Raw genomic sequence first — 19,620 nt, 5'->3', positions numbered from 1 at the left:
TCAGACAGCATATTGCCCACAAAAAATGAACAGACGTCGCTCGAATCAAAGCTGAACGCAAAAAAAATATGCGACAAGAATGCCGGTCAGCATCTCATCGCAAAACGAGTAAATGATGGTTTCCTAAATCAAGATCAAACATCTTAACTTAAGGTTAACTGCAACAGAAGGTGTGTTAAAGCTTACAAGAACATAATAGCACCGTTTGACCACCATTCAATAAAACGTGTCATGAAATCTGACATATTATTTTGTTTTTATAAATTGTCGATACATCTGTGTTGCAAGATCTGACAGAACTTACTTTGTAAAAGGCGTGCTCATTTCCTTAGCACGTACGATTGCCTGATGAACACAGTCAATTACGGCCTGCTTTACGGCTTGGTTGTCCAGCGTGTCGATGCCTGCTTGCGTTGTACCGCCGGGGGTTGCAACTGCCTTCAACAGGTCAGAGGCTGATTTTCCGGATTGATTCAGAAGATGCGATGCACCAAGCAACGTCTGCATGACAAGCTGTGCCGAGGAAGTTGCAGAGATTCCTTCACGAATACCTGCTTCCTGCATTGCCTGAGCTAGATAATATAAATAGGCGGGTCCGCTTCCTGCAAGCCCTGCGATGATATCAATTTCGTTTTCCTTAACGACGGTAACGGTACCGACGGTTTCAAACAGCTGTTTGGCGAGGTTAAGCTGCGCTTCTGTGACAAAAGAGCCTGCTGCGATCCCGGTTGCAGAGAGGCCGATGGATGCGGATGTGTTCGGCATCGCTCGAACAATCGGAAGTTCAATGCCGGACGCCGATTGAATGAATGAAGTAGGGACACCCACCATTAATGAAATAATTAGTTGTTCCGGATGCAGATAGGCTTTCATTTCCTCTACTGCATTCTTTGTATCTGCGGGTCTGAATGCAAAGATAACAATCTCAGCATTTTTCAGCGCCAATTCTTTATTCTGAGTTGTATGGACATGAAACTCCTGTTCAAGCTCTGCAAGGCGTTCCTTGTTTGCATGATTATTCATCCAGACATGATCTGCTGTTACGAACTTTTTATTCAGAAAGCCTTTTAATAAAGATTCCGCTAATTCGCCGGAACCGATAAATGCTATTTTTTCAACCAAGCTCTTCACCCTTTCACTTTAAAGATGGGCACCTCGAGTCAAGGTGCCCACCAAAAAATATCAACGTTATCATATCATTAATTGATCTTACCTGCCAGATGCTCCTTTGAATGTCTGCAGCATTGCGGGTTTTTGCCGCCTTCTGTTTCCGAAGTGAACTCTATTGCCTAGAACCAGTTTTATGGTCTTGTGCAGGCGCGCGAATTGATTCATGCGTGCCGAATATCTTACCCAGTAGGAAAGCAGCACAAGAACCATAATCATAACTTGAGGCGAGGACAAGGTGAAGTCCATAATGCCATACAGAATGATGGTCGGCAATGAAAAGAGAAACAGTGCTGCTGAATAGTTGGTCTTAGCACTCATTCGCTGCGCTTTGAACAGCTGGAACGTATTAATGACAATGACAGCAAGAAAAAACAGACCGCAAAAAATGCCCGATGAAGAAAGAACGGACAGAAACAGATCATGAGCATGCGGAATCATCTCGCCATTAAGTGCCGCATAATCTCTGCCGAAGCCAAACGTAGTGGCACCGAAGAACGGATTCTCCGTAAAAATATGCCAGCTGTTGCCCCAAATTTCAATCCGTTTTGCCATCGATGATTCTGTTCCGCCTGATCGCGGCATCCATTGGTAGAGAAATGGAGCACTGATCATAACAAGGGCAGCAACGGGAATGAATGCCCGAATGCTCAGCTTATAAAGGAACAAAAGGTGAATCAGGAACATAATGGCGAATCCGGCTCTCGATCCCGTTTGATAGATACCTAGATCAAGAATCGGAAGAATCAAAAGTGACAAGACAATAAGCTGCTTGTTTTTTAGCTGCAAGGCTCGCAACAGTTCGACTGAAAGAAAAGCGAGTGCGAGTATTAACAGGTAACAGGCATAGTTCGGATTGAACGTTGATCCGTATAAACGCGGCATACCCCTGTATCCAAATAAAAAATGTCCGGTTAAGAAGGAAACCGCTGTTCCGACAATTGAATCATGAGGAATCAGATTCAATACTTTTTCCGAGAAGAAAATATAAACTCCGCCCCAAATTGTAATCCACACAAATTGTCTTATATGAAGATGTTCGGGATGACGCAGCCAATACATGTAGATCCCAAGGTAACCAATCAGAATGAGCGTGGAAAGAAGATCAGTAACTTGCCAATTAATCAGTACAGAACCGATCGACGCTATGGCCATTAAGGCAAGCAAAAGGCTGATGAGATCGGTAGGCAGCGCATGTTTTTTCGAAATTTGACTGCGCCATTCCAGGATGGCGCAGCCGACAAACCAAGCCATTCCGATAGGCGGGAGCACATATAATAGGATAAACCCTAAAATAAAAGGCTTTTGTTTGACTTTATCAAGTCCGTTCATCATAAATTCGTCCTCCGAATTGTGTTTTCGTTATCTCTGCATCATTACTTATACTTTAAATTGATCATCTATATTAAGTTTGTGGGGAAATTTATATATTTGTGGGTTTATCGATGTAAGGGCTACCAAAATTATACATCGATCGTTATAATTAGTGTAATAAAAATGATCAAGCAGGGGGAAGACAATGAAACTTGCCACTATAGGAACAAGCAGCATTACGCAACAATTTGTGAAAGCGGTTAAGAAGACAGGGCGGTTCGATTATGTCGGTGCCTATTCTAGGTCGGAGGAAAAAGCAAAGCAGTTTTCAGAAAAATTTGGTGGGAGCCGGTGGTTCACGACACTCGAAGATCTGGCTGCAAGTAAAGATGTGGATGTCATTTATTGCGCGTCTCCGAATGGGCTGCATTTTCAACAAGTGTCAGTCCTGTTGCGCGGCGGAAAACATGTTATATGTGAGAAACCGATTTTTGCTAATTTAAAAGAATTTGATGAGGCAGTGAAACTTGCAGATGAACATCACGTGTATTTATTTGAAGCCATCCGCAACATTCAGACGCCGGTTTTTAAAAGATTGCAGCAGGAGCTGCCGCGTGCGGGACAGCTTCGTTCCGCTCTTCTGCAGCTCATTCAGTATTCCTCGCGCTATGATAAATTTCTGGACGGAGAGATTACAAACATCTTCTCACCGAAATTTGCAGCGGGAGCACTGCAAGATCTTGGCGTTTACCCGACCTATGTAGCAGTCGCTCTATTCGGCGAACCGGAGCAGGCCGTTTATTATCCGGTCAAATTATCCAATGGTATTGATGGTGGAGGTACGTTGGTGCTCACTTATCCAGGATTTATATGTACGATCCTTTGCTCGAAGATCGCTCATTCTGATGCACCATCGGAAATTCATGGTGAAAAAGGAACGTTCCGGATCAATAATTCATCCAATATCGCACGCCTTGAGTGGATTGATGCCCATAATAAAGAGGTACAGCCGATTGCAACCCATTTTGAAGAAGACGATAAAATTTATGAAATCAGCAATTTTGCGGATATCCTTGAACAGAACGATAAACAAGAGTATTTACGTCTTCGCTCACTCAGTCGGAGCGTTATCAAAACCATGAGTTCGGCACGGAAGCAGAGCGGCATCATTTTTCCAAATGATTAACGATAGTTTTAAAAGATCTAGACTGCGGCAGGTATTAAATTCAGACCTGCGACTGATCACGTTAACTTAATTAACGGTTAAAGTAAAAACATTAAAGAATTAATCGTTTCGAAAGGCGTGATCGACATGCAGAGCATATTAGAGAAAACTGTCGATATGAAAGGAATTGATGATCTTATTGTCAACACCTCATCAACGGATGTTGAACTGATTCAGACAGAAGAGACGCTTTTAAAAGCCCAGGTTTGGACGGGAGATCTGGATGTACAGAATTGCCCTGTTGAACTGGTGATCAATAAAAAGGATGATAAATTAGAGATTCGTATTATTCGTAACAGACAGGATTGGCTCGCTCGACTCAATGCGCTTAGGTTCTCAAGTGTAAAAGTTGTTATCGAGTTGCCGACACAACTCTATAACCGTATTGTGGTAGACGGTCAATCAAGCGACATCAGCGCATATGAACTTGTAACGAATCAGATGAATTTCTCATGTCATTCAGGTGATATTGAACTGGTGCATTGTGCCGCAAATCAAGAATTAAATGCGACGACATCAAGCGGTGATCTGACTATTCGCGATACACATGTAAAGGAAAGGCTGAACGCGAACACGTCGAGTGGTGATGTTCGTCTGAACAAATCGTCTGCAGATGATCTGAGACTGCTCACGCATTCGGGTAACATAACAGTAACGGACTGTTGCGGCGATCTGGATGCTTCGGCCAGTTCCGGTGATATTGACTTGACTTGTGACGAGCTTATCGGCAATTTGAACTTTGAAACAAGTAGTGGTGATGTCACGGTTACTTTCAGGGATGAGCCCGATTCAGTTTCCGTTTATTATCATGGAGCTTCAGGTGATGGTTCTGTACAGTTTAAAGATATGCTTTATGAAGAGAAAAGCGATCATTTTATCCTCGGGCAAAAAGGCGACGGCAAATATAAGATCAAAGTCCGAACAAGTTCAGGAGATTTCAGTCTAAAATAAGCAATCAAAAGCTTCGACGGGTGAGATAGACCCGACGAAGCTTCTTTTGTAAGATAAGGAAGTTTATCGTTCTGCCTTGCTGGTACAATAATCAGCGTCATAAGATTTGGTTGGGCGATCAGGTAAGTGCCCAATCTGATAAAAAAACGGAAAAATTCCCCTTATTTACCCGCGAAACAAGCGTCATGATGCATATAACCAGAAAATTTCCGCTTATTTTACTCGTTACTTAATGAAGGACCAGAATACTTTATGAAATAGAAATGTCTGTTCAAGCACAAGGTTGATGATTAAAAACCGTATTTGGAGCAAAGGAACTTTCGCTAACTACGCATACGTCCTGTATGCAACGCGAAAGCCATCACATCCTGTGAACGTAAGGACCGGGCGCTTTTTGCCCGGTTTTTCTAACAAGTAAAGAAAGTATATCGTTCTGCCTTGCTGGTACAATGATCAGCGTCATAAGATTCAGGTGGACGATCAGGCAAGCGCCCAATCTGAGAAATAGACGGAAAAATTCCGCTTAAATTGAAAATGAATGGTAAAATCGCTTAAATAGACGGAGAAATTACCCTTATTGAATCGAAAAACGTAAAAATAGAGGTTTTTTCTCTGAATAAGCGGAAAAATTACCCTTATTTACAGGCAAAACTAACGCCATGGTGCATATAACCGGAAAATCTCCACTTATTTTACTCGTTACTTAATGAAGGACCGGGCGCTTTTTGCTCGGTTTTTCTTATGAACGGAACGGATACATTTAGTCATTAAGTACGATGATGTTCATGGAGCTATATCAAACATGATGTGTATTTGTGACTGATACGCATATTTTCTTGCGCTTAGGAGACACTGTCTTTTGATGATTCTGAACGGAAAAAGAAAGGTGGATGATCCGCATGGAGCAGCAGAACACGAATTTTTCAGACGACACCTCATCCTTGTGGCGGGACACGGTTCATCTGCCGGTATTCAGTCCATTGAAAGAAAATAAAACAACCGACACACTGGTTGTCGGTGCCGGTATTACCGGAATTACAGCAGCCTACATGCTTGCAAAAAGCGGTGTTTCGGTTATGTTAATTGATGCTGATCGTATTGCCGGAGGTACAAGCGGCAATACGACCGCGAAGATCACAGCGCAACATGGATTAATTTATGATCATCTCATCAGTACCATTGGCGAAGAAAAAGCGGCGCTCTATTACCAAGCAAATAAAGAGGCACTTCATTGGATTGGCAAGCATGTGAGCGACCGCAGTATTCAATGCGATTATGAAATCCAACCGGCAGTAGTTTACGCGACGACAGAACAGGAAGAAAAACAAATTGAGAAAGAAAAGGAAGCTTACGATCGGCTTGGAATTTTGGGATCAATGGCGCATTCAATTGATCTCCCCTTAGAAATCAAAAACGCAATCATCATGCCTGGACAGGCGCAGTTTCATCCGCTGATGTATCTGCATGAACTGCTTGCAGATCTTGTGAAATTGAATGTACCCATTTTTGAAGAAACATGGGCAACGGATATACAAAATCAGAAATCTGAGCCGTTTGTAATGACCAAGCAAGGGTTCGGGATACACTGCCGGCATGTGCTGATCTGCTCTCATTTTCCTTTCTACGACAACCGTTTTTATTTTTCTCGTATGTTCCCGGAACGCTCCTACTTGATTGCTTGCGAGACAGCCGGTGATCCTCCTGATGGAATGTATATTAGTGCTGGCGCGCCGAAGCGTTCCATTCGCGGATTGCGTCTTAACCACAAGAACTATCTTTTAATCGGCGGTGAAAATCATAAAACAGGGCGCGGCGAATCAATGGCTGACCATTACCAGCGATTAGCAGACTTTGCCTCCACGCATTTTGGATTGGAGACGGCGGCAGCACATTGGTCTGCCCAAGATTTCACGACATTGGATCAAGTCCCTTATATAGGAAGACTTGCAAATAATAATCCGCGCATTTTGGTTGCCGCAGGTTTTCATAAATGGGGAATGACCACAGGCACGTTAGCTGCTCAGCTCATGACTGACTTGGTCCTGGAACGCGCGAACTCATATGCAGAGCTGTTCAGCCCCGCTCGGTTTGAAGCGGCGCCAATGCTCGCAAGCTTCCTCGTTGAAAATATGAAAACCGCCGGGCAGCTGATTAAAGGGAAGGTCAGCAAACCTGCACCGCTTGACGATCACTTGCAACGAGATTGTGGCATGATCGCATCGCTTCATGGACGAAAGGTCGGCGCGTACCGCGACAAGCACGGGGACTTAACTGTAGTTGATGCGACTTGCTCCCACATGGGCTGCGAAGTAAACTGGAATCAAGACGAGCGGACATGGGATTGCCCTTGCCACGGCTCGCGCTTCAAAGCCAATGGAGAAGTGCTCGACGGTCCGGCGAAAGAATCATTAGCATTGCTTTTTTCGGAGTCTGATCATCAAAGCAAAACACAGAATACCTAAGAACGGGAGTGTTAACGATGGGCATTATCGAAATCATGGCTGAAGAGAAAATTCAGGAAGGCTTAAAAGCAGGTGCGTTCGACCATCTTCCGGGTAAAGGAAAGCCGCTTGTGCTTGAAGATCTGTCGGCGGTGCCGAAAGATCTGCGTGCCGGTTACAAGGTGTTGAAAAATGCCGGCATGCTTCCTGAAGAATTGCAAATTAAAAAAGATATGGTCACACTGAATGACTTGCTCCAGTGCTGTGAAGATGATAAGGAGCGCGACCGCCTGAATAAGCAGCTGCGCTATAAACAATTAAAATTCAACCAATTGATGGAAAAACGTTCGATCGCCCATTCATCAGCTTTTCAGAGCTATCGTACGCGCATTTTCAATCGGCTTCATTTCTTCTGAAATACTTATTTTTTCTTCCAGATTGTCAGAAGCGGTCCACGATTCCCATAAACAGGATCCTGTTTTGGTTTTCCAACCTTGCTAATATTTTTCTTGAATGTCGGAGTTTCTTTAGTTTGTGTATCATAATCCTGTCCGTTCGGGTATCCGCCGGCAATGGAAAAATCGCTGCTTGCAGAGAGCCTTTTATGCCCAGTTCCTGCGGGAAGAACAAGTACATCACCAGCCGACACTTTGAGTTTTTTGCCCTTCTCTCCGCCAATCATCAGTGTTGCATGTCCTGAAATAACACCGAGTACTTCATGAGATGTGCTGTGAAAGTGATGAAAAGGAAAGACACCGTCGACCCAGTTATTGCCCCAATTGTTTTTCTTGAAAGTGTTCACAATCTGCCCGGTCCTTCCTTTAAATGCACCGGGATAAACCAAGACCTGAAAATACGGATTGTTGGGAATGGTTCCGTCATCTTTAAATGTGTAAGTTTTCACTTTGACGAAGTTGTTTTGTCCTTGTGGTTCGTGCTGCTCAGAAACTGATGTCTTCGCTTTGTCTGCTGAATGAGTGTTTGAGGCTGAATTGCTTCCGCAGGCGGAAAGAATCAGGAGCGGAGCAATACCGGCTATTTGAACCCATTTCTGCATGATGAATTCCTCCTTCGATAGGATTTACCAATTAGTATAACACCCCGAATATTTTGATAATAATGATCTGCTTGCAAGCACTTTTTAAATATCTTCAGTTTAGTAGCTTTTTAAGATTGGTGATAGATTGACGATTTTATTGGTCAGAGTGTGAATGTTTGCGTTCATCTCAGCGTCCATCAAAAAAACAAGAACTTTTGTCAAGTATTCTATTAAAGAAGCAAATCTAATATTGTAATAAAAAATAGATTGTTGTATAGTTAAATTAACCTAATACTTTAGAAAGAAATCTTTTTTCTAAAGGGCAAAGCTACTGAAAAGTAGTGACGCAAAGTCACAGATCTAAGGCGAATATTCGCTAGGATGGCTGGGCCGCCGTATTTGATTATCAAACGTAAATGAGAGGAGATTTTTTTATTATGCGTTTTTTTAAGCATACTTTAGTAGGTTTATTGATTATTATTCTATCCCTGACAACCGCCTCCATATCAAACGCGGATCAGTCGAAGTCAACTGCCGGCTCAACGAAACAATCCCAACCAGTTGTTCAACAGAACGAGTCGATTACAAGCGGTGTTGAAGCAAAAACGGTCAAGAAGCATGCAAAGAAAAAGGCGAAAAAGCCTGCAGTTAAGAAAAGTATTAAAAAGAGCGTAAAGAAAAAATCGATAAAGAAGACCGTAAAGAAAGCAAAGAAGTCAGTTAAGAAGAAAAAGACGGTTAAAAAAGCAGTAAAGAAAGCAGTTAAGAAGACAGCAACGGTACATAAGGCTGCTGTAAAAAAAGCGCCGGTAAAGACAGCAGCAAAAGCACCAGTTAAAGCTGCTGCGCCAAAGGCTCAGACAACTGCTCCCGGTCAATATAATGCATCAGTGGAACAACAGATTGTCTCGCTTGTAAATAATGTTCGCGCACAAAATGGACTGCAGGCACTTCAAGTAAAGCCGGAACTTCAAAGCTTTGCCCGTCAATGGAGTCATCAGCAGTTTAGCAAAAGTGCAATGAGCCACGGCATGATGAATTTCTCACGGAATACAATAGCAGGACAGAACGTGGCCTATGCTAAAGGTGATGTAAACTATTTCGGATGGGATCAGATTTGGAGTGCTCAAGCGACGATGAATGATTGGATGAATTCTCCGGATCATCGTGCAAATATCCTAAAGCCTCAATATAAATATATTGGTGTCGGAGTTGTCTATGGACAAAAGAACGGCAGCTCAGACGGTTGGGCTTTCTTTACACAAGATTTCTCTGATTAAAGTTCATGAATAGAAAAAAGCTCTGACATTGTCAGGGCTCTTTTCGTTTCGGTTACGGTTTCGCAGTGTAGATCTGTATGGCATCACGGAGCATTTCCGCAGCTCCTTTTGCGACATTGTTTTCGTAATACTTTGTAAAACGCGGATCATCGACGTACATTTGGGCAAGTCCTGCATGGGCTTTTTTTGAATAGGTTCCCTTTGGCCAAAAGAAGCTGAGCCATTGCCGGTGAAGATCCGCTGCTTTCTGAGCACAACTGCTCTCCGGATCATTCAAACTGAGTGCTTCTCTTAGATTTTCAAACATCTCATTTTGGATCATTACCGTTTTTTCATAATCTTCCTTGCTTATATTGGCGAATTGTTGATTGGACTTCTTCACTGTTTCTTCTCCGTATTTTTCACGAATCTCTTTACCGTATTTCTGTTCATTCTGATCGAGCATCTTCTTTTTAAAGCCTACAAATTTTTCTTGATCACTCATAACGGTCTCTCCTTTTTGCGAAGCGAGCGTTTTTTCAATCGTCGCGATCAGTTGATCAAGGCGCTTTTTCTCCGCAATTAATTTCTTACGCTGTTCAGTCAGGGCGTCCACTCGATTAAAATCGTCCGCAGATAAAATGTCAGATATTTCTTTGAGGCTAAATTTTAATTCACGAAAAAAGAGAATCTGCTGCAGACGATCCACTTGTTTTGGTCCGTAAATCCGATATCCGGAAGTGTTAATGGACTCCGGTTTCAGCAAATTGATCTTGTCATAGAATCGCAGTGTGCGTCCGCTTACGCCGGCTAAATCACTGAGCTGTTTGATTGTATAGTTCATGGAACCCCTCCTGACACCTTTACTTTACACCTTGACGCAGCGTCAACCTCAAGACTTTTGTTAGAAATTAATCTGATATTCATTTTGAATTAAATCTTACAAAATAAAACATAGTTTTGTCATCATCAGCATGCAGTGGTAGACTTGGGAGTGTTTTTATTGATGCGTATAAAGGAAGGTATTGGTGACATTCTTCAATCAGTTCCCTTGAACGGAGTGATCTTAGTGTTCAGTCATTCATTTCTCCAATTAAACACAATCTTTATCAGTATTATTATTGAAGCAGTCCCCTTCATCATTATCGGGGTGTTTATTTCTGCAATCATTCAGATGTTTGTTACCGATTCTTTGCTTGCGCGCATTGTACCGAAGAACAGAATAGGATCGGTCGTTTTCGGAACATGCATGGGTTCTCTTTTTCCTGCTTGTGAGTGTGGGATTGTCCCAATCACCGAGCGACTAGTGAAGAAGAAGGTTCCGCTGCATGCAGCAATCGCATTCATGCTTGCCGGTCCGATTATTAATCCAGTGGTGCTGTTTGCGACGTATATCGCTTTCGGAAGCAGCTGGCAGATGGTATTCTACCGAGCTGGTCTGGCGATTGCGGTATCCATCGCCGTCGGAATTCTAGTTTCCTATTTATTTCCCGAAAATCAATTGAGAGACTATGTGGATAAAAAAATAGAAAAGTACCATCTTCACCATGATGAAGCCGCAGCTTCAGAACGAATTTCGTTTATAGAAAAATTCAAAGGTACAATGGATCATGCTATTGACGAATTTTTTTCCGTTGGTAAATATCTAGTATTTGGTGCATTTATAGCCGCAGCGATGCAGACCTATATCAAACAAAGTATTTTGCTCTCATTTGCCAATACACCCTTTACAGCTATTCTCGTCATGATGATACTTGCCTTTATTATGTCGCTTTGTTCTGAGGCTGATGCCTTTGTTGCCTCATCATTCCGAAGCACCTTTCCTCCGGGACCATTGACTGCATTTCTTGTGTTCGGTGCAATGGTTGATATTAAGAACTTGATTATGATGCTCTCGACATTTAAAAAGAAATTCGTCGCTGTGCTAATCACGCTGATTTTTGTCTGCGTGTTTGCAGGCGCGTTGCTCATTTAAGGAGGGGCCGGTCATGATTCGTTTTATCATTCTTTTTGGATTTGCCTACCTGTTTTTGCATCTGCATCTTACCGGAGACATCAGCAAATACATTAATATGCGTTATGGCTATTTGTCTTTTTCAATGATTTTTATTATCGGCTTTATGGCTGTCTATCAAATAGTGAAATGGAACGTCGAAGGCGGCAAGGTGCATGCCAAAGTGGAAGAAAAGCTGTTTGGACACGATCACAGTCATGAGAATAATACATGGTGGAAAAAAGGTTTAACCTATGCCTTAGTTATCTTTCCACTCATTACCGGCTTGTTTTTGCCGATCGCAACATTGGATTCAACGATTGTCCGCGCAAAGGGATTTCATTTCGCAGAAATCGACAATGACAAGGATCAGTATGCAAATCACCAAATTCTGAAACCGGACACAAGCCAATATTATGAGAGCAGCACGTACAAAAAAATGCTGAAGTCAGATATGGTAAAATACAGCAAACCGAACTATTTGTATCTCAATGACGATAATTTTCTTCGTGCGCTTGAAGCGGTTTACAATTATCCTGGTGATTTTTCAAATAAGAAGATTTCCATAATGGGATTCGTCTACCATGGTGATTCATTGGAAAAGAATCAATTATTTCTTTTTCGCTTCGGCATTATTCATTGTATTGCTGATGCAGGGGTTTTCGGCTTGATGGTTCAATTCCCGCATAATGTTGATTACAAGGACGACACATGGATGCGCGCTGAGGGAACGTTGACCGAAACCTATTATCAACCGTTTAAACAGACCATTCCTGTAATTAAGGTGACCAAATGGAAGCAAGTTGAAAAGCCGAAATCGCCTTATGCCTATCGGAAGTATTAATGGCTAAGCAGATTTCTTGAATACACTGCCTAAAATTACCTATAATAAAAGCTGTGAACTTGGAATTGCCTGTTTGTTCGCTCCATATTTTGGACAGGTTCATTCCAAATGATAGTGAGGAGGATTTACATGGCAAAGAAAATTGCTGCAGTACTTGCAAATGATTTTGAGGATGTTGAATTCACGGGACCGGCAAAAGCGTATGAGGAAGCAGGTCACACAGTCACTGTTATTGGAAAATCTAAAGGTGAGGTAATTACCGGCAAGCATGGTGCGAAAGTGACGGCTGATGCTTCGATCGATGAAGTAAAACCAAGCGATTTTGATGCTTTATTAATCGCCGGGGGCTATTCACCGGATAATCTGCGCGACGATGATCGCTTTGTTGCATTCACAAAGGCATTTATGAACGAAGATAAAGGTGTTTTCGCAATCTGTCACGGTCCGCAGCTGCTGATTACAGCTGAAGCCATTAAAGACCGCAACATTACCGGTTACAAATCAATTGCGGTTGATTTGAAGAATGCCGGTGCAAAGTACAAAGATGAGGAAGTCGTCGTTTGCCACAATCTTGTGACGAGCAGGACTCCTGATGACATTCCCGCATTTAATCGCGAAAGCTTGAAGGTTCTCGCATAATACGGGTGAATTAAAAACCGCTGCTTCTTCGATTTTTCTGAAGAGCAGCGGTTTTTTCATTACTAATTTTTATGAAAGATAGCGACTGTTAATCAATTAAATGACATGCTTCGATTGTTTTCCGCGATTTTGAACTTGACGCATAAATGCACGGGCGATACTTAGATTACTGTACTCATTTTTGTTGATCCAGGTTCGTGTTTGATGATCAAATTGTTGATGGGGCCGAATCGGCCACTCACCGCATACATCCAATCCTTCCACACATTTTTCTTCTATTAATACACCAAGTAGGGGTATGAGGCTGTCTATGGAAACGGTTCCTTGATTCCAATTTGTTTTCGCATCGTTTTCGGACAGAATATCCTTGTCGATACTGACATAAATATGATCTGTCGTAAGAGCGTTCAATAACTGTTCCGGTGTGGGAAATCGTTCTTCCGGGAAGATGACAATCCGAGATCGTTCGGTTATATGTCCCATCAATGCTTCGTTCGAATCGGGACCAATGATGACGACTTTTTGGAGATTTGCAAGCTGGGAAAGTGCATGGCGCACCCATGAGCCGCATGAGAGCAGTGAGCCGATTCGTCCTTCCTGCAGATCCGTGTGATGATCAAACAGAACCAGTGAGAAGGGACGACGGATATTCTTTAATAATGCGAGTGTTGCATAGTGATAGTTTCCGCTGCCCCAGAAGGTCAAACCATGATCAGGAACAGTGCTTAATTTGTCGCGGATGTGAGTAAATGCTTCGGGCGAGCAATAGAGATGCGTACCGCGAAGCTGAGTGAAATCAATCCAATGATGCGGCGATGCCGCAAGCAGCTGCGGTTGTGATTTATATGAGTTGTCAAAATTGCAGAATGTGATATCATGATGCAACAAAGTCATGCGCAAACACTTCTTTCTCGAATCAATTAAGATCACAATAAATAAAACGTTTCCATTTTCTATTTTAATGCAATCTATGAAAAAATGAAACTGAGAAAGGCAAGGTTCCGCACGAAATGGTATAAGAAAAGACGGGGGCAAGAAAATGCGTGCGTTGCTGGTTATTGATGTTCAGCAAGGATTCGTTGATTCAGGAGACTTCGAGAAGGTTATTGACCGTATTGACTATTTGGTACATAGATTTAAACATAGTCATGAACCGATTTTCTTCATTCGTCATAAAGTTGAAAATACGCACAGTCTAATACAAGATGGATCGCCCGGCAGTGCCATTTGCCGCAAACTTGCTCCTTATGCTGCAGAAATCATTGAAAAAAGTCTGCCTAGTGCTTTTTATCACACAGATTTAAAGGAAAAATTGCAAAAAGCAGGTGTTGATGAAGTGGTGCTGTGCGGATTTAATGCGGAATATTGTATTTTCTTTAATTCTGCTGCAGCTTTTGAACATGGGTTCAAGGTGCGTGTGATTGAGGATGCGTGTGCCAGCGTTAATACAGGGAAAACTTATGAAATGAATGATCTCGATATTCCCGATTTCATCTGTACGGTTCTGTACAACTCTGGTGAGGTCACTGTGAATGAACTTCAGGAGTTTTTCGCTGAGATGGATGCAGAGCACAGTTAAAGGCAATTATTCACTAACAGTGCCTTCAATAAAATTTCGTTCGGTAAACCTGTTGTGGAAAAATTATAATTGACAAAAAGTTGGCAATTAGATAGATGTTCTTCCATTTTTTATCAATTTGATTTATTATGACAGATACAGGTCATATAGACCTGAGTAAGAAAACGCTTTGTGCCTGAGTTTAGGAACAAGCGGCTCTTTTTTGTTTTTCTTGGCAGTCACTAAATCTGATCGTCATCCACTTGGGATGCTGATCGGACATGTGACTGTTTTTTGTAATGATTTAATGCAGTAATAATGAAAATTAAGTTTATAGGCAGCAATCCATTTTAGCTCTTTTGAACGATAGGATTACAGGTTCATTTATTAGAAAACTTGGCTTCGCCAAGCCTCTGACGAAGGCGAAGACTTAGTTGCACTTATACTATTTTCCTTAAAATTTATATACTTTCTTATAGTACAAGGTAAAATTGTCGAATTATGAAGAAATTGTTATTTTTTTTGTTCAGAAAATTAATGCTTTTTTTTCGCCCATTCTTGCTATACTTAGTTCATTAGGAGGCGAATCATAATGAAAACTTTGTGGTCGGGAATCGCTGTCGCCTTTTTATTACTGCTTCTAGGCATTTTTACACCTTATCACAGTGCAATTTTAACAATAGCATTTAGTATTGCGGTTGTTTGCCTCATTCTATCCGGAATGTTTGTGGGTGCGATCATTAGCGGGGATCGCACCCAGGCAGATGTTGCAAGTGAAAATAAAGAGGATTCGAAACATCGGTTAAAGAGAGGCTGGCTGCTCTTTTCATTCGGCATACCACAGTTTGCAGTGTGCATTTTATTATTTTTTATTTTTCCTTAAAAGTCTGATTTAATAAATTGACACCGTGTGTCGCACTGCGATATCTTCCTTCATAGAATTGATCAGTTGATCCGCATCGATACGGAGAAGTACTGTTTTGGTTTTGCCACATTCAATGTTTGCTAATCCCTCGCCTTTTTTATCTTTTTGCCACATAGTCTTTTCTTAATCAAGAATATCTTTCATGTATATCAAGTGACCTTAGAAATTCCTTCATCTCACTGTCTGGTTTCAACAAACCTCATGGGCAGACCGATCGGCAGGGAGTGGGCATCTTCACCATGACCGAGCTGCTCGGTCTTTGCTAACGGCAAGTGACAGCGTTCAGTGATTTCAAGCACGAGCTGTTCAATTGAAGGCTCAGATGATTTTGCCTGCATGGCAGAAAATGTGCCAAGTAATACACCCGAGCACTCGTTAAAGAATGATAATTGATCGAGCTGAGCAAGAAGTGAAGCCATACGTGCAGAGCCGCCTCCGAGCGCTTCCAGAAAAATGATTTTGCCGGCAGGATCAGGAAGAAAGTTCGTACCTGCAAGCTTTAGAAAACAACGAATGTTGCCGCCAATAACAATGCCCGACATCTGATTGCCGCGCAGCCATCGCATGTTAAAGGTTGGAGCAGATGCATCACCCATAAAGGTGTGCTCAAAGATTGTGCGCTGCGTTTCGGCAAATCCGCCGGCAAGGTTTTTAATGCGATAATGATAGGCTGGCAATCCCGTTCTGGCATAAATCGCATTATTGATCACGGATAAATCGCTGATACCTACAAACGGAACAGCTGTTTCGCGAATGGTATCGAAATCAAGAAAGGGCAAAATCTGATTGGCACTGTCGCCTCCCGACACGTCAAATACAGCTTTGATTTCTGAATCGCGAAATAGGCGAAGAAGTTCAGAAGCACGAAGCTGAGGAGATCCGCTGAAGGGTGAATGTGCACCGCGATAAATAGTTTCAGCAATCTTGACTTTTAGACCCAGTTGATTCAATTGTTGTTCTATTTTGTTTAAGACTGAATGATCATCACGGCAGATTCCATCCGAACACGAAATCAAACCAACCGTATCTCCGCTTTTTAATACAGACAAATCGTTCAACTCCTTACACAGTTATTATTTCAATCCTCTTCGGCGCAAGCCTTTCGGGTAGAAATTTTTCAAGGTTCCTGCAGCTGCTTTTCCCCAGCCCAGTGGAAATCCGTCAATCGTTACAACAGTCCAGCCCTTGCGGCTGTCATTTAAGGGCAATGTTTCACCGCGAAGATATTGATCCCACTCTTTACCCGAATAAGTTAACGGCATTTGGTTGTTAAATGATTCTACAGGCAGTGCGAGCGCAAGCGCGTGATTGGGCTCAAAACGATTCTTCTTCTGCTCGCCTAAATGCAGGCCAGCTCGAACAATTTTCAACTTGTCAATGTTTGGACAGCCATCAGGAAGTAAAAAGAGCTGGTTGCCGATAAAATGAAAAAGTCCGGTTAATTTCTTGGTCAACGTGCTGTTCTCGAATACTCGGTAGTCCTTTAACAAATTCTCTTTGACAGATGAGGCTGTCGACTGTTTGCACGTTGAAGCATCCCCACGCTTGCATAGCTTAGCGGCAAAATGACCTTCACCGCGCAGCTTATGCGGCCACAACCTGGCCGTTCTGGATAGTTCAGATCTTTTGGTATCCGACCATTCCGGACGGCCGTCAGCTACACCAGCTGTTTTATCAATCGGTAAAAGTTCAAGATCAGGATGCTTTTCAAGAAAGGCATCAATCATTTGTTCATCCTCTTCTGGTGAAAAGGTGCAGGTTGAATAAACGAGAATGCCATCAGTACGCAGCATGACATAGGCTTGTTCCAGAATCTGTGTTTGCAGACTGGCGCATTCTGCGACATGCTGCGGACTCCAATACTGCATGGCTTCCGGATCTTTTCGAAACATTCCTTCACCGGAGCACGGAGCATCAACGAGAATTTTGTCAAAATAGCCCGGGAAATAATGAGCCAAACGCTCAGGCATTTCATTCGTAATTATGGCGTTGGCAACGCCCATTCGTTCAATATTCTCAGAAAGTATTCTTGCTCTCTTCGGATAGGGTTCATTCGAGATCAATAGACCCGTATTGTTCATTATGCCAGCCAGCTGCGTTGATTTTCCGCCGGGAGCGGCACATAGATCGAGCACACGCTCTCCGGGTTGGGGATTGAGTGTCTGTGCAACAAACATTGCACTTGGTTCCTGAATGTAGTAAACACCGGCTTGATGAAAGGGGTGCTTTCCGGGTGCGTCCGATTCTTTATAATAAAAACCATTCGGGCAAAACGGAATCTGCTCGAGCAGGAATGGTGTGCTTTTTGCTAGTACATTCGAACTGATTTTTAATGGGTTGGCGCGCAAGCCGAACGCTCGATGATGATTATAGGTTTCAAAAAAGGCGTACGCTTCATTCGTTCCCAATAGCTCGCTCATTTTGTTTGTAAAATTTTCCGGTAAATCAATCAAGAAAAATCCTCCTTGTTAGAAACGTCTCTCCGTTATTCTGCAGATACGGGAATATGCTGAAACGAGCGCACATCAAACAATCCCGTATCTGTAAGCTTCAAATCCGGAATAACAGGCAGACTGAGAAATGAAAGGGTCAGAAAAGGGTTGAACGATTCGGAAACGCCAAGTGAGGTTGCTGCTTGTCTTAAGTTTTTTAAAGTCTGAGCTACCTTTGCTGCCGGCGTATCAGTCATTAATCCCGCGATCGGCAGGGCGAGTTCGGCAAGCACTTTGCCGTCATTTACGACGACCATACCTCCGTCTATTTCTCTCAATCGTTCCGCTGCAACAATCATGTCCGCGTCGCTGCATCCGGTGACGACTAAGTTATGTGAATCATGTGCGATCGTTGTTGCCATGGCACCGGATTTCATCTCAAATCCTTTAACAATCGCCAAACCAATGGTACCTAGGCCATTGTGCCGTTCGATAACGGCCAATTTTAAATGATCGCTGTCCGGTGAACATGCGAAGCAGCCGTTTTTGACCGATACCTTTTCAACCAGATCGCGAGTCACAAGGCTGTTCGGAATAATCTCAATGACGTGCGCTTTTTGTGCAGATCCGAGTGGAATGGCAAAATTACTTGGTGAAAGCTCCGGCCATGTGAGCGGATGCTTCTCTGCCTTTATGGAAGAATTTGTATGTTCTTGAACAGCATGCCCTTGCTCAGCGACAAGCTTCCCATGGGCGTAGACCTGCTGAATGGAAAACTGTTTTAAGTCGTCAAGAAGCAGAAAATTAGCCTCATAACCTGGGGCAACAGCGCCTTTTTCACGGAATCCATAGCATTCGGCAGCGTTTAACGAGGCCATCTTGATACAGGTGATCGGGTCCAAGCCATGTTCAATCGCCAGACGCACATTATAATCGACACTGCCTTCTTGTATCAGGTCGTCAGGATATTTGTCATCCGTACAGAAGAGGAAGCGGCGGCTGTTGGTTTCATTGACAAGCGGAACCAGCTGCGGCAGGTCTTTAGCGACTGTGCCTTGGCGAATCATAACGTAAAGTCCGCGCGAGAGCCGATCCTTTGCCTCATCAACGTTGATGCATTCATGATCGGTACGAATACCGGCTGCTTTATACACATTGATGTCCTGTGCATTCAGACCTGCAGCGTGACCGTCTATGCGCCAGCTGTGTTTCTGCGTCATGGCAAGTTTAGCAACCATTCTCTCATCGGCATTCAAGACCGCAGGAAAATCCATGACTTCGGCAAGGCCAAGCACATTGTCATACTGAAAAAGCGGTTCCAGATCATCAGCTTCGAGTGTTGCACCGTTGTGTTCAAATGAGGTTGCCGGTACTGAAGAGGGCAGCATGAAGTAGAGATCAATGCTGCTTTCTTGCGCACGTTCCAGCATGAACCGGATACCGTTTGCACCGAGTACGTTGGCAATTTCATGCGGATCAGTGATCGCGGCTGTGACGCCATGTGCGGCAAGAACATCGGAAAAAGCGCCCGGTGTCAGTAGTGATGACTCAATGTGTACATGAGCATCAATAAGAGCGGGGCTGATAAACCTTCCCTGGGCATCGATTATTTCTTTCCCTTCGTAGTCGCCAAGCCCGATAATCATTCCGTCTGTAATCGCAATATCTGTTTCTAATAGTTTGCCGCTGAATACATCAATCACTTTTCCATTTTTTATGACTAAATCCGCAGGTTCCTTCTTTGAGGCCGTACGGATCTGATGAATTAACTGATCTTTATTTAATTGCAACGTTCATGATCCCCTCTCTATATGTTCCGTCCCGATATATATA

Annotated in this window: 18 protein-coding genes and 1 riboswitch; of the genes, 10 read left to right on the top strand and 8 right to left on the bottom strand. The window is 43.0% G+C overall.

Annotated features, from left to right (window positions below):
- Window positions 1-300: 300 nt before the first annotated feature.
- Together proC and AC1MBV_RS14400 are read right to left on the bottom strand one after the other, a co-directional pair.
- Window positions 301-1,122, bottom strand: coding sequence for a pyrroline-5-carboxylate reductase (gene proC, locus AC1MBV_RS14405; RefSeq protein ID WP_480948585.1), 822 nt, complete (start codon window positions 1,120-1,122; stop codon window positions 301-303).
- A gap of 87 nt (window positions 1,123-1,209) precedes the next feature.
- On the bottom strand, window positions 1,210-2,502 hold the full coding sequence (locus AC1MBV_RS14400) for an O-antigen ligase family protein (protein ID WP_255748882.1): 1,293 nt from the start codon (window positions 2,500-2,502) through the stop codon (window positions 1,210-1,212).
- 184 nt (window positions 2,503-2,686) lie between these two features.
- Here AC1MBV_RS14400 and AC1MBV_RS14395 point away from each other — a divergent pair, with 184 nt between their 5' ends.
- The 4 genes from AC1MBV_RS14395 to AC1MBV_RS14380 all read left to right on the top strand — a co-directional run bounded on the left by AC1MBV_RS14395 (window position 2,687) and on the right by AC1MBV_RS14380 (window position 7,514).
- Entirely contained in the window at window positions 2,687-3,667 is a 981-nt protein-coding gene (locus AC1MBV_RS14395) for a Gfo/Idh/MocA family protein (RefSeq protein ID WP_480948584.1), read from the top strand.
- A gap of 126 nt (window positions 3,668-3,793) precedes the next feature.
- Window positions 3,794-4,657 carry a DUF4097 family beta strand repeat-containing protein gene (locus AC1MBV_RS14390; protein ID WP_480948583.1) on the top strand — a complete coding sequence of 288 codons (864 nt, stop codon included), beginning with the start codon at window positions 3,794-3,796 and terminating at the stop codon, window positions 4,655-4,657.
- Window positions 4,658-5,556: 899 nt separating this feature from the next.
- Window positions 5,557-7,119, top strand: a complete 1,563-nt coding sequence (locus AC1MBV_RS14385) for an FAD-dependent oxidoreductase (RefSeq protein WP_480948582.1) — start codon at window positions 5,557-5,559, stop codon at window positions 7,117-7,119.
- A 17-nt stretch (window positions 7,120-7,136) separates the two neighbouring features.
- The gene (locus AC1MBV_RS14380; protein WP_255748878.1) at window positions 7,137-7,514 is read left to right on the top strand and encodes a DnaJ family domain-containing protein; all 378 of its coding nucleotides are present in this window, start codon (window positions 7,137-7,139) and stop codon (window positions 7,512-7,514) included.
- A 5-nt stretch (window positions 7,515-7,519) separates the two neighbouring features.
- On the opposite strand, the gene AC1MBV_RS14375 is transcribed toward AC1MBV_RS14380, so the two are convergent.
- Window positions 7,520-8,155, bottom strand: a complete 636-nt coding sequence (locus AC1MBV_RS14375) for a cupin domain-containing protein (protein ID WP_255748877.1) — start codon at window positions 8,153-8,155, stop codon at window positions 7,520-7,522.
- 293 nt (window positions 8,156-8,448) lie between these two features.
- Window positions 8,449-8,535, top strand: a riboswitch (cyclic di-GMP riboswitch).
- Window positions 8,536-8,574: 39 nt separating this feature from the next.
- Here AC1MBV_RS14375 and AC1MBV_RS14370 point away from each other — a divergent pair.
- Window positions 8,575-9,417, top strand: coding sequence for a CAP domain-containing protein (locus tag AC1MBV_RS14370; RefSeq protein WP_480948581.1), 843 nt, complete (start codon window positions 8,575-8,577; stop codon window positions 9,415-9,417).
- 52 nt (window positions 9,418-9,469) lie between these two features.
- Here the strand turns inward: AC1MBV_RS14370 and AC1MBV_RS14365 are convergent, their stop codons facing one another.
- Window positions 9,470-10,240: a MerR family transcriptional regulator gene (locus AC1MBV_RS14365; protein WP_255748875.1), complete on the bottom strand. Its 771-nt coding sequence runs from the start codon at window positions 10,238-10,240 to the stop codon at window positions 9,470-9,472.
- 162 nt (window positions 10,241-10,402) lie between these two features.
- Between AC1MBV_RS14365 and AC1MBV_RS14360 the strand changes: the two genes are divergently transcribed.
- The 3 genes from AC1MBV_RS14360 to AC1MBV_RS14350 all read left to right on the top strand — a co-directional run bounded on the left by AC1MBV_RS14360 (window position 10,403) and on the right by AC1MBV_RS14350 (window position 12,872).
- A complete protein-coding gene (locus AC1MBV_RS14360) occupies window positions 10,403-11,371 on the top strand; it encodes a permease (RefSeq protein ID WP_304654883.1) in 969 nt (322 codons plus the stop codon).
- A gap of 13 nt (window positions 11,372-11,384) precedes the next feature.
- Complete coding sequence (locus AC1MBV_RS14355) at window positions 11,385-12,233, top strand: TIGR03943 family putative permease subunit (protein WP_480948580.1); 849 nt, start codon at window positions 11,385-11,387, stop codon at window positions 12,231-12,233.
- A 129-nt stretch (window positions 12,234-12,362) separates the two neighbouring features.
- The gene (locus AC1MBV_RS14350) at window positions 12,363-12,872 is read left to right on the top strand and encodes a type 1 glutamine amidotransferase domain-containing protein (protein ID WP_255748872.1); all 510 of its coding nucleotides are present in this window, start codon (window positions 12,363-12,365) and stop codon (window positions 12,870-12,872) included.
- 96 nt (window positions 12,873-12,968) lie between these two features.
- Here AC1MBV_RS14350 and AC1MBV_RS14345 read toward each other — a convergent pair whose 3' ends face one another.
- On the bottom strand, window positions 12,969-13,766 hold the full coding sequence (locus AC1MBV_RS14345; RefSeq protein ID WP_480948579.1) for an arginase family protein: 798 nt from the start codon (window positions 13,764-13,766) through the stop codon (window positions 12,969-12,971).
- A gap of 145 nt (window positions 13,767-13,911) precedes the next feature.
- On the opposite strand from AC1MBV_RS14345, the gene AC1MBV_RS14340 reads away from it, so the two are divergent.
- Complete coding sequence (locus AC1MBV_RS14340) at window positions 13,912-14,451, top strand: isochorismatase family protein (RefSeq protein ID WP_480948578.1); 540 nt, start codon at window positions 13,912-13,914, stop codon at window positions 14,449-14,451.
- Between the two features lie 571 nt (window positions 14,452-15,022).
- Window positions 15,023-15,313 carry a DUF5316 family protein gene (locus AC1MBV_RS14335; protein WP_480948577.1) on the top strand — a complete coding sequence of 97 codons (291 nt, stop codon included), beginning with the start codon at window positions 15,023-15,025 and terminating at the stop codon, window positions 15,311-15,313.
- Window positions 15,314-15,531: 218 nt separating this feature from the next.
- Here the strand turns inward: AC1MBV_RS14335 and AC1MBV_RS14330 are convergent, their stop codons facing one another.
- The 3 genes from AC1MBV_RS14330 to ade are packed head-to-tail and all read right to left on the bottom strand — an operon-like array spanning window position 15,532 to window position 19,577.
- On the bottom strand, window positions 15,532-16,404 hold the full coding sequence (locus AC1MBV_RS14330) for a S66 family peptidase (protein WP_480948576.1): 873 nt from the start codon (window positions 16,402-16,404) through the stop codon (window positions 15,532-15,534).
- 24 nt (window positions 16,405-16,428) lie between these two features.
- Window positions 16,429-17,805 carry an RsmF rRNA methyltransferase first C-terminal domain-containing protein gene (locus AC1MBV_RS14325; protein WP_480948788.1) on the bottom strand — a complete coding sequence of 459 codons (1,377 nt, stop codon included), beginning with the start codon at window positions 17,803-17,805 and terminating at the stop codon, window positions 16,429-16,431.
- Between the two features lie 35 nt (window positions 17,806-17,840).
- On the bottom strand, window positions 17,841-19,577 hold the full coding sequence (gene ade, locus AC1MBV_RS14320) for an adenine deaminase (RefSeq protein ID WP_480948575.1): 1,737 nt from the start codon (window positions 19,575-19,577) through the stop codon (window positions 17,841-17,843).
- Window positions 19,578-19,620: the final 43 nt, after the last annotated feature.

It is taken from the genome of Sporolactobacillus sp. PKPK-6 (assembly GCF_056678885.1).
The sequence above is the reverse complement of the archived record's forward strand: the minus strand, read 5'-3'. Positions and strand labels throughout refer to the sequence as shown.

What these genes read in the sequence shown, in the direction of transcription:
- AC1MBV_RS14355 (WP_480948580.1), top strand. Translation starts at nt 11,385, where the DNA reads ATGATTCGTTTTATCATTCTTTTTGGATTTGCCTACCTGTTTTTGCAT.
- AC1MBV_RS14385 (WP_480948582.1), top strand. Translation starts at nt 5,557, where the DNA reads ATGGAGCAGCAGAACACGAATTTTTCAGACGACACCTCATCCTTGTGG.
- AC1MBV_RS14365 (WP_255748875.1), bottom strand. Translation starts at nt 10,240, where the DNA reads ATGAACTATACAATCAAACAGCTCAGTGATTTAGCCGGCGTAAGCGGA.
- AC1MBV_RS14380 (WP_255748878.1), top strand. Translation starts at nt 7,137, where the DNA reads ATGGGCATTATCGAAATCATGGCTGAAGAGAAAATTCAGGAAGGCTTA.
- AC1MBV_RS14375 (WP_255748877.1), bottom strand. Translation starts at nt 8,155, where the DNA reads ATGCAGAAATGGGTTCAAATAGCCGGTATTGCTCCGCTCCTGATTCTT.
- AC1MBV_RS14395 (WP_480948584.1), top strand. Translation starts at nt 2,687, where the DNA reads ATGAAACTTGCCACTATAGGAACAAGCAGCATTACGCAACAATTTGTG.
- AC1MBV_RS14340 (WP_480948578.1), top strand. Translation starts at nt 13,912, where the DNA reads ATGCGTGCGTTGCTGGTTATTGATGTTCAGCAAGGATTCGTTGATTCA.
- AC1MBV_RS14390 (WP_480948583.1), top strand. Translation starts at nt 3,794, where the DNA reads ATGCAGAGCATATTAGAGAAAACTGTCGATATGAAAGGAATTGATGAT.
- AC1MBV_RS14335 (WP_480948577.1), top strand. Translation starts at nt 15,023, where the DNA reads ATGAAAACTTTGTGGTCGGGAATCGCTGTCGCCTTTTTATTACTGCTT.
- AC1MBV_RS14345 (WP_480948579.1), bottom strand. Translation starts at nt 13,766, where the DNA reads ATGACTTTGTTGCATCATGATATCACATTCTGCAATTTTGACAACTCA.
- AC1MBV_RS14360 (WP_304654883.1), top strand. Translation starts at nt 10,403, where the DNA reads ATGCGTATAAAGGAAGGTATTGGTGACATTCTTCAATCAGTTCCCTTG.
- AC1MBV_RS14350 (WP_255748872.1), top strand. Translation starts at nt 12,363, where the DNA reads ATGGCAAAGAAAATTGCTGCAGTACTTGCAAATGATTTTGAGGATGTT.
- AC1MBV_RS14400 (WP_255748882.1), bottom strand. Translation starts at nt 2,502, where the DNA reads ATGATGAACGGACTTGATAAAGTCAAACAAAAGCCTTTTATTTTAGGG.
- AC1MBV_RS14370 (WP_480948581.1), top strand. Translation starts at nt 8,575, where the DNA reads ATGCGTTTTTTTAAGCATACTTTAGTAGGTTTATTGATTATTATTCTA.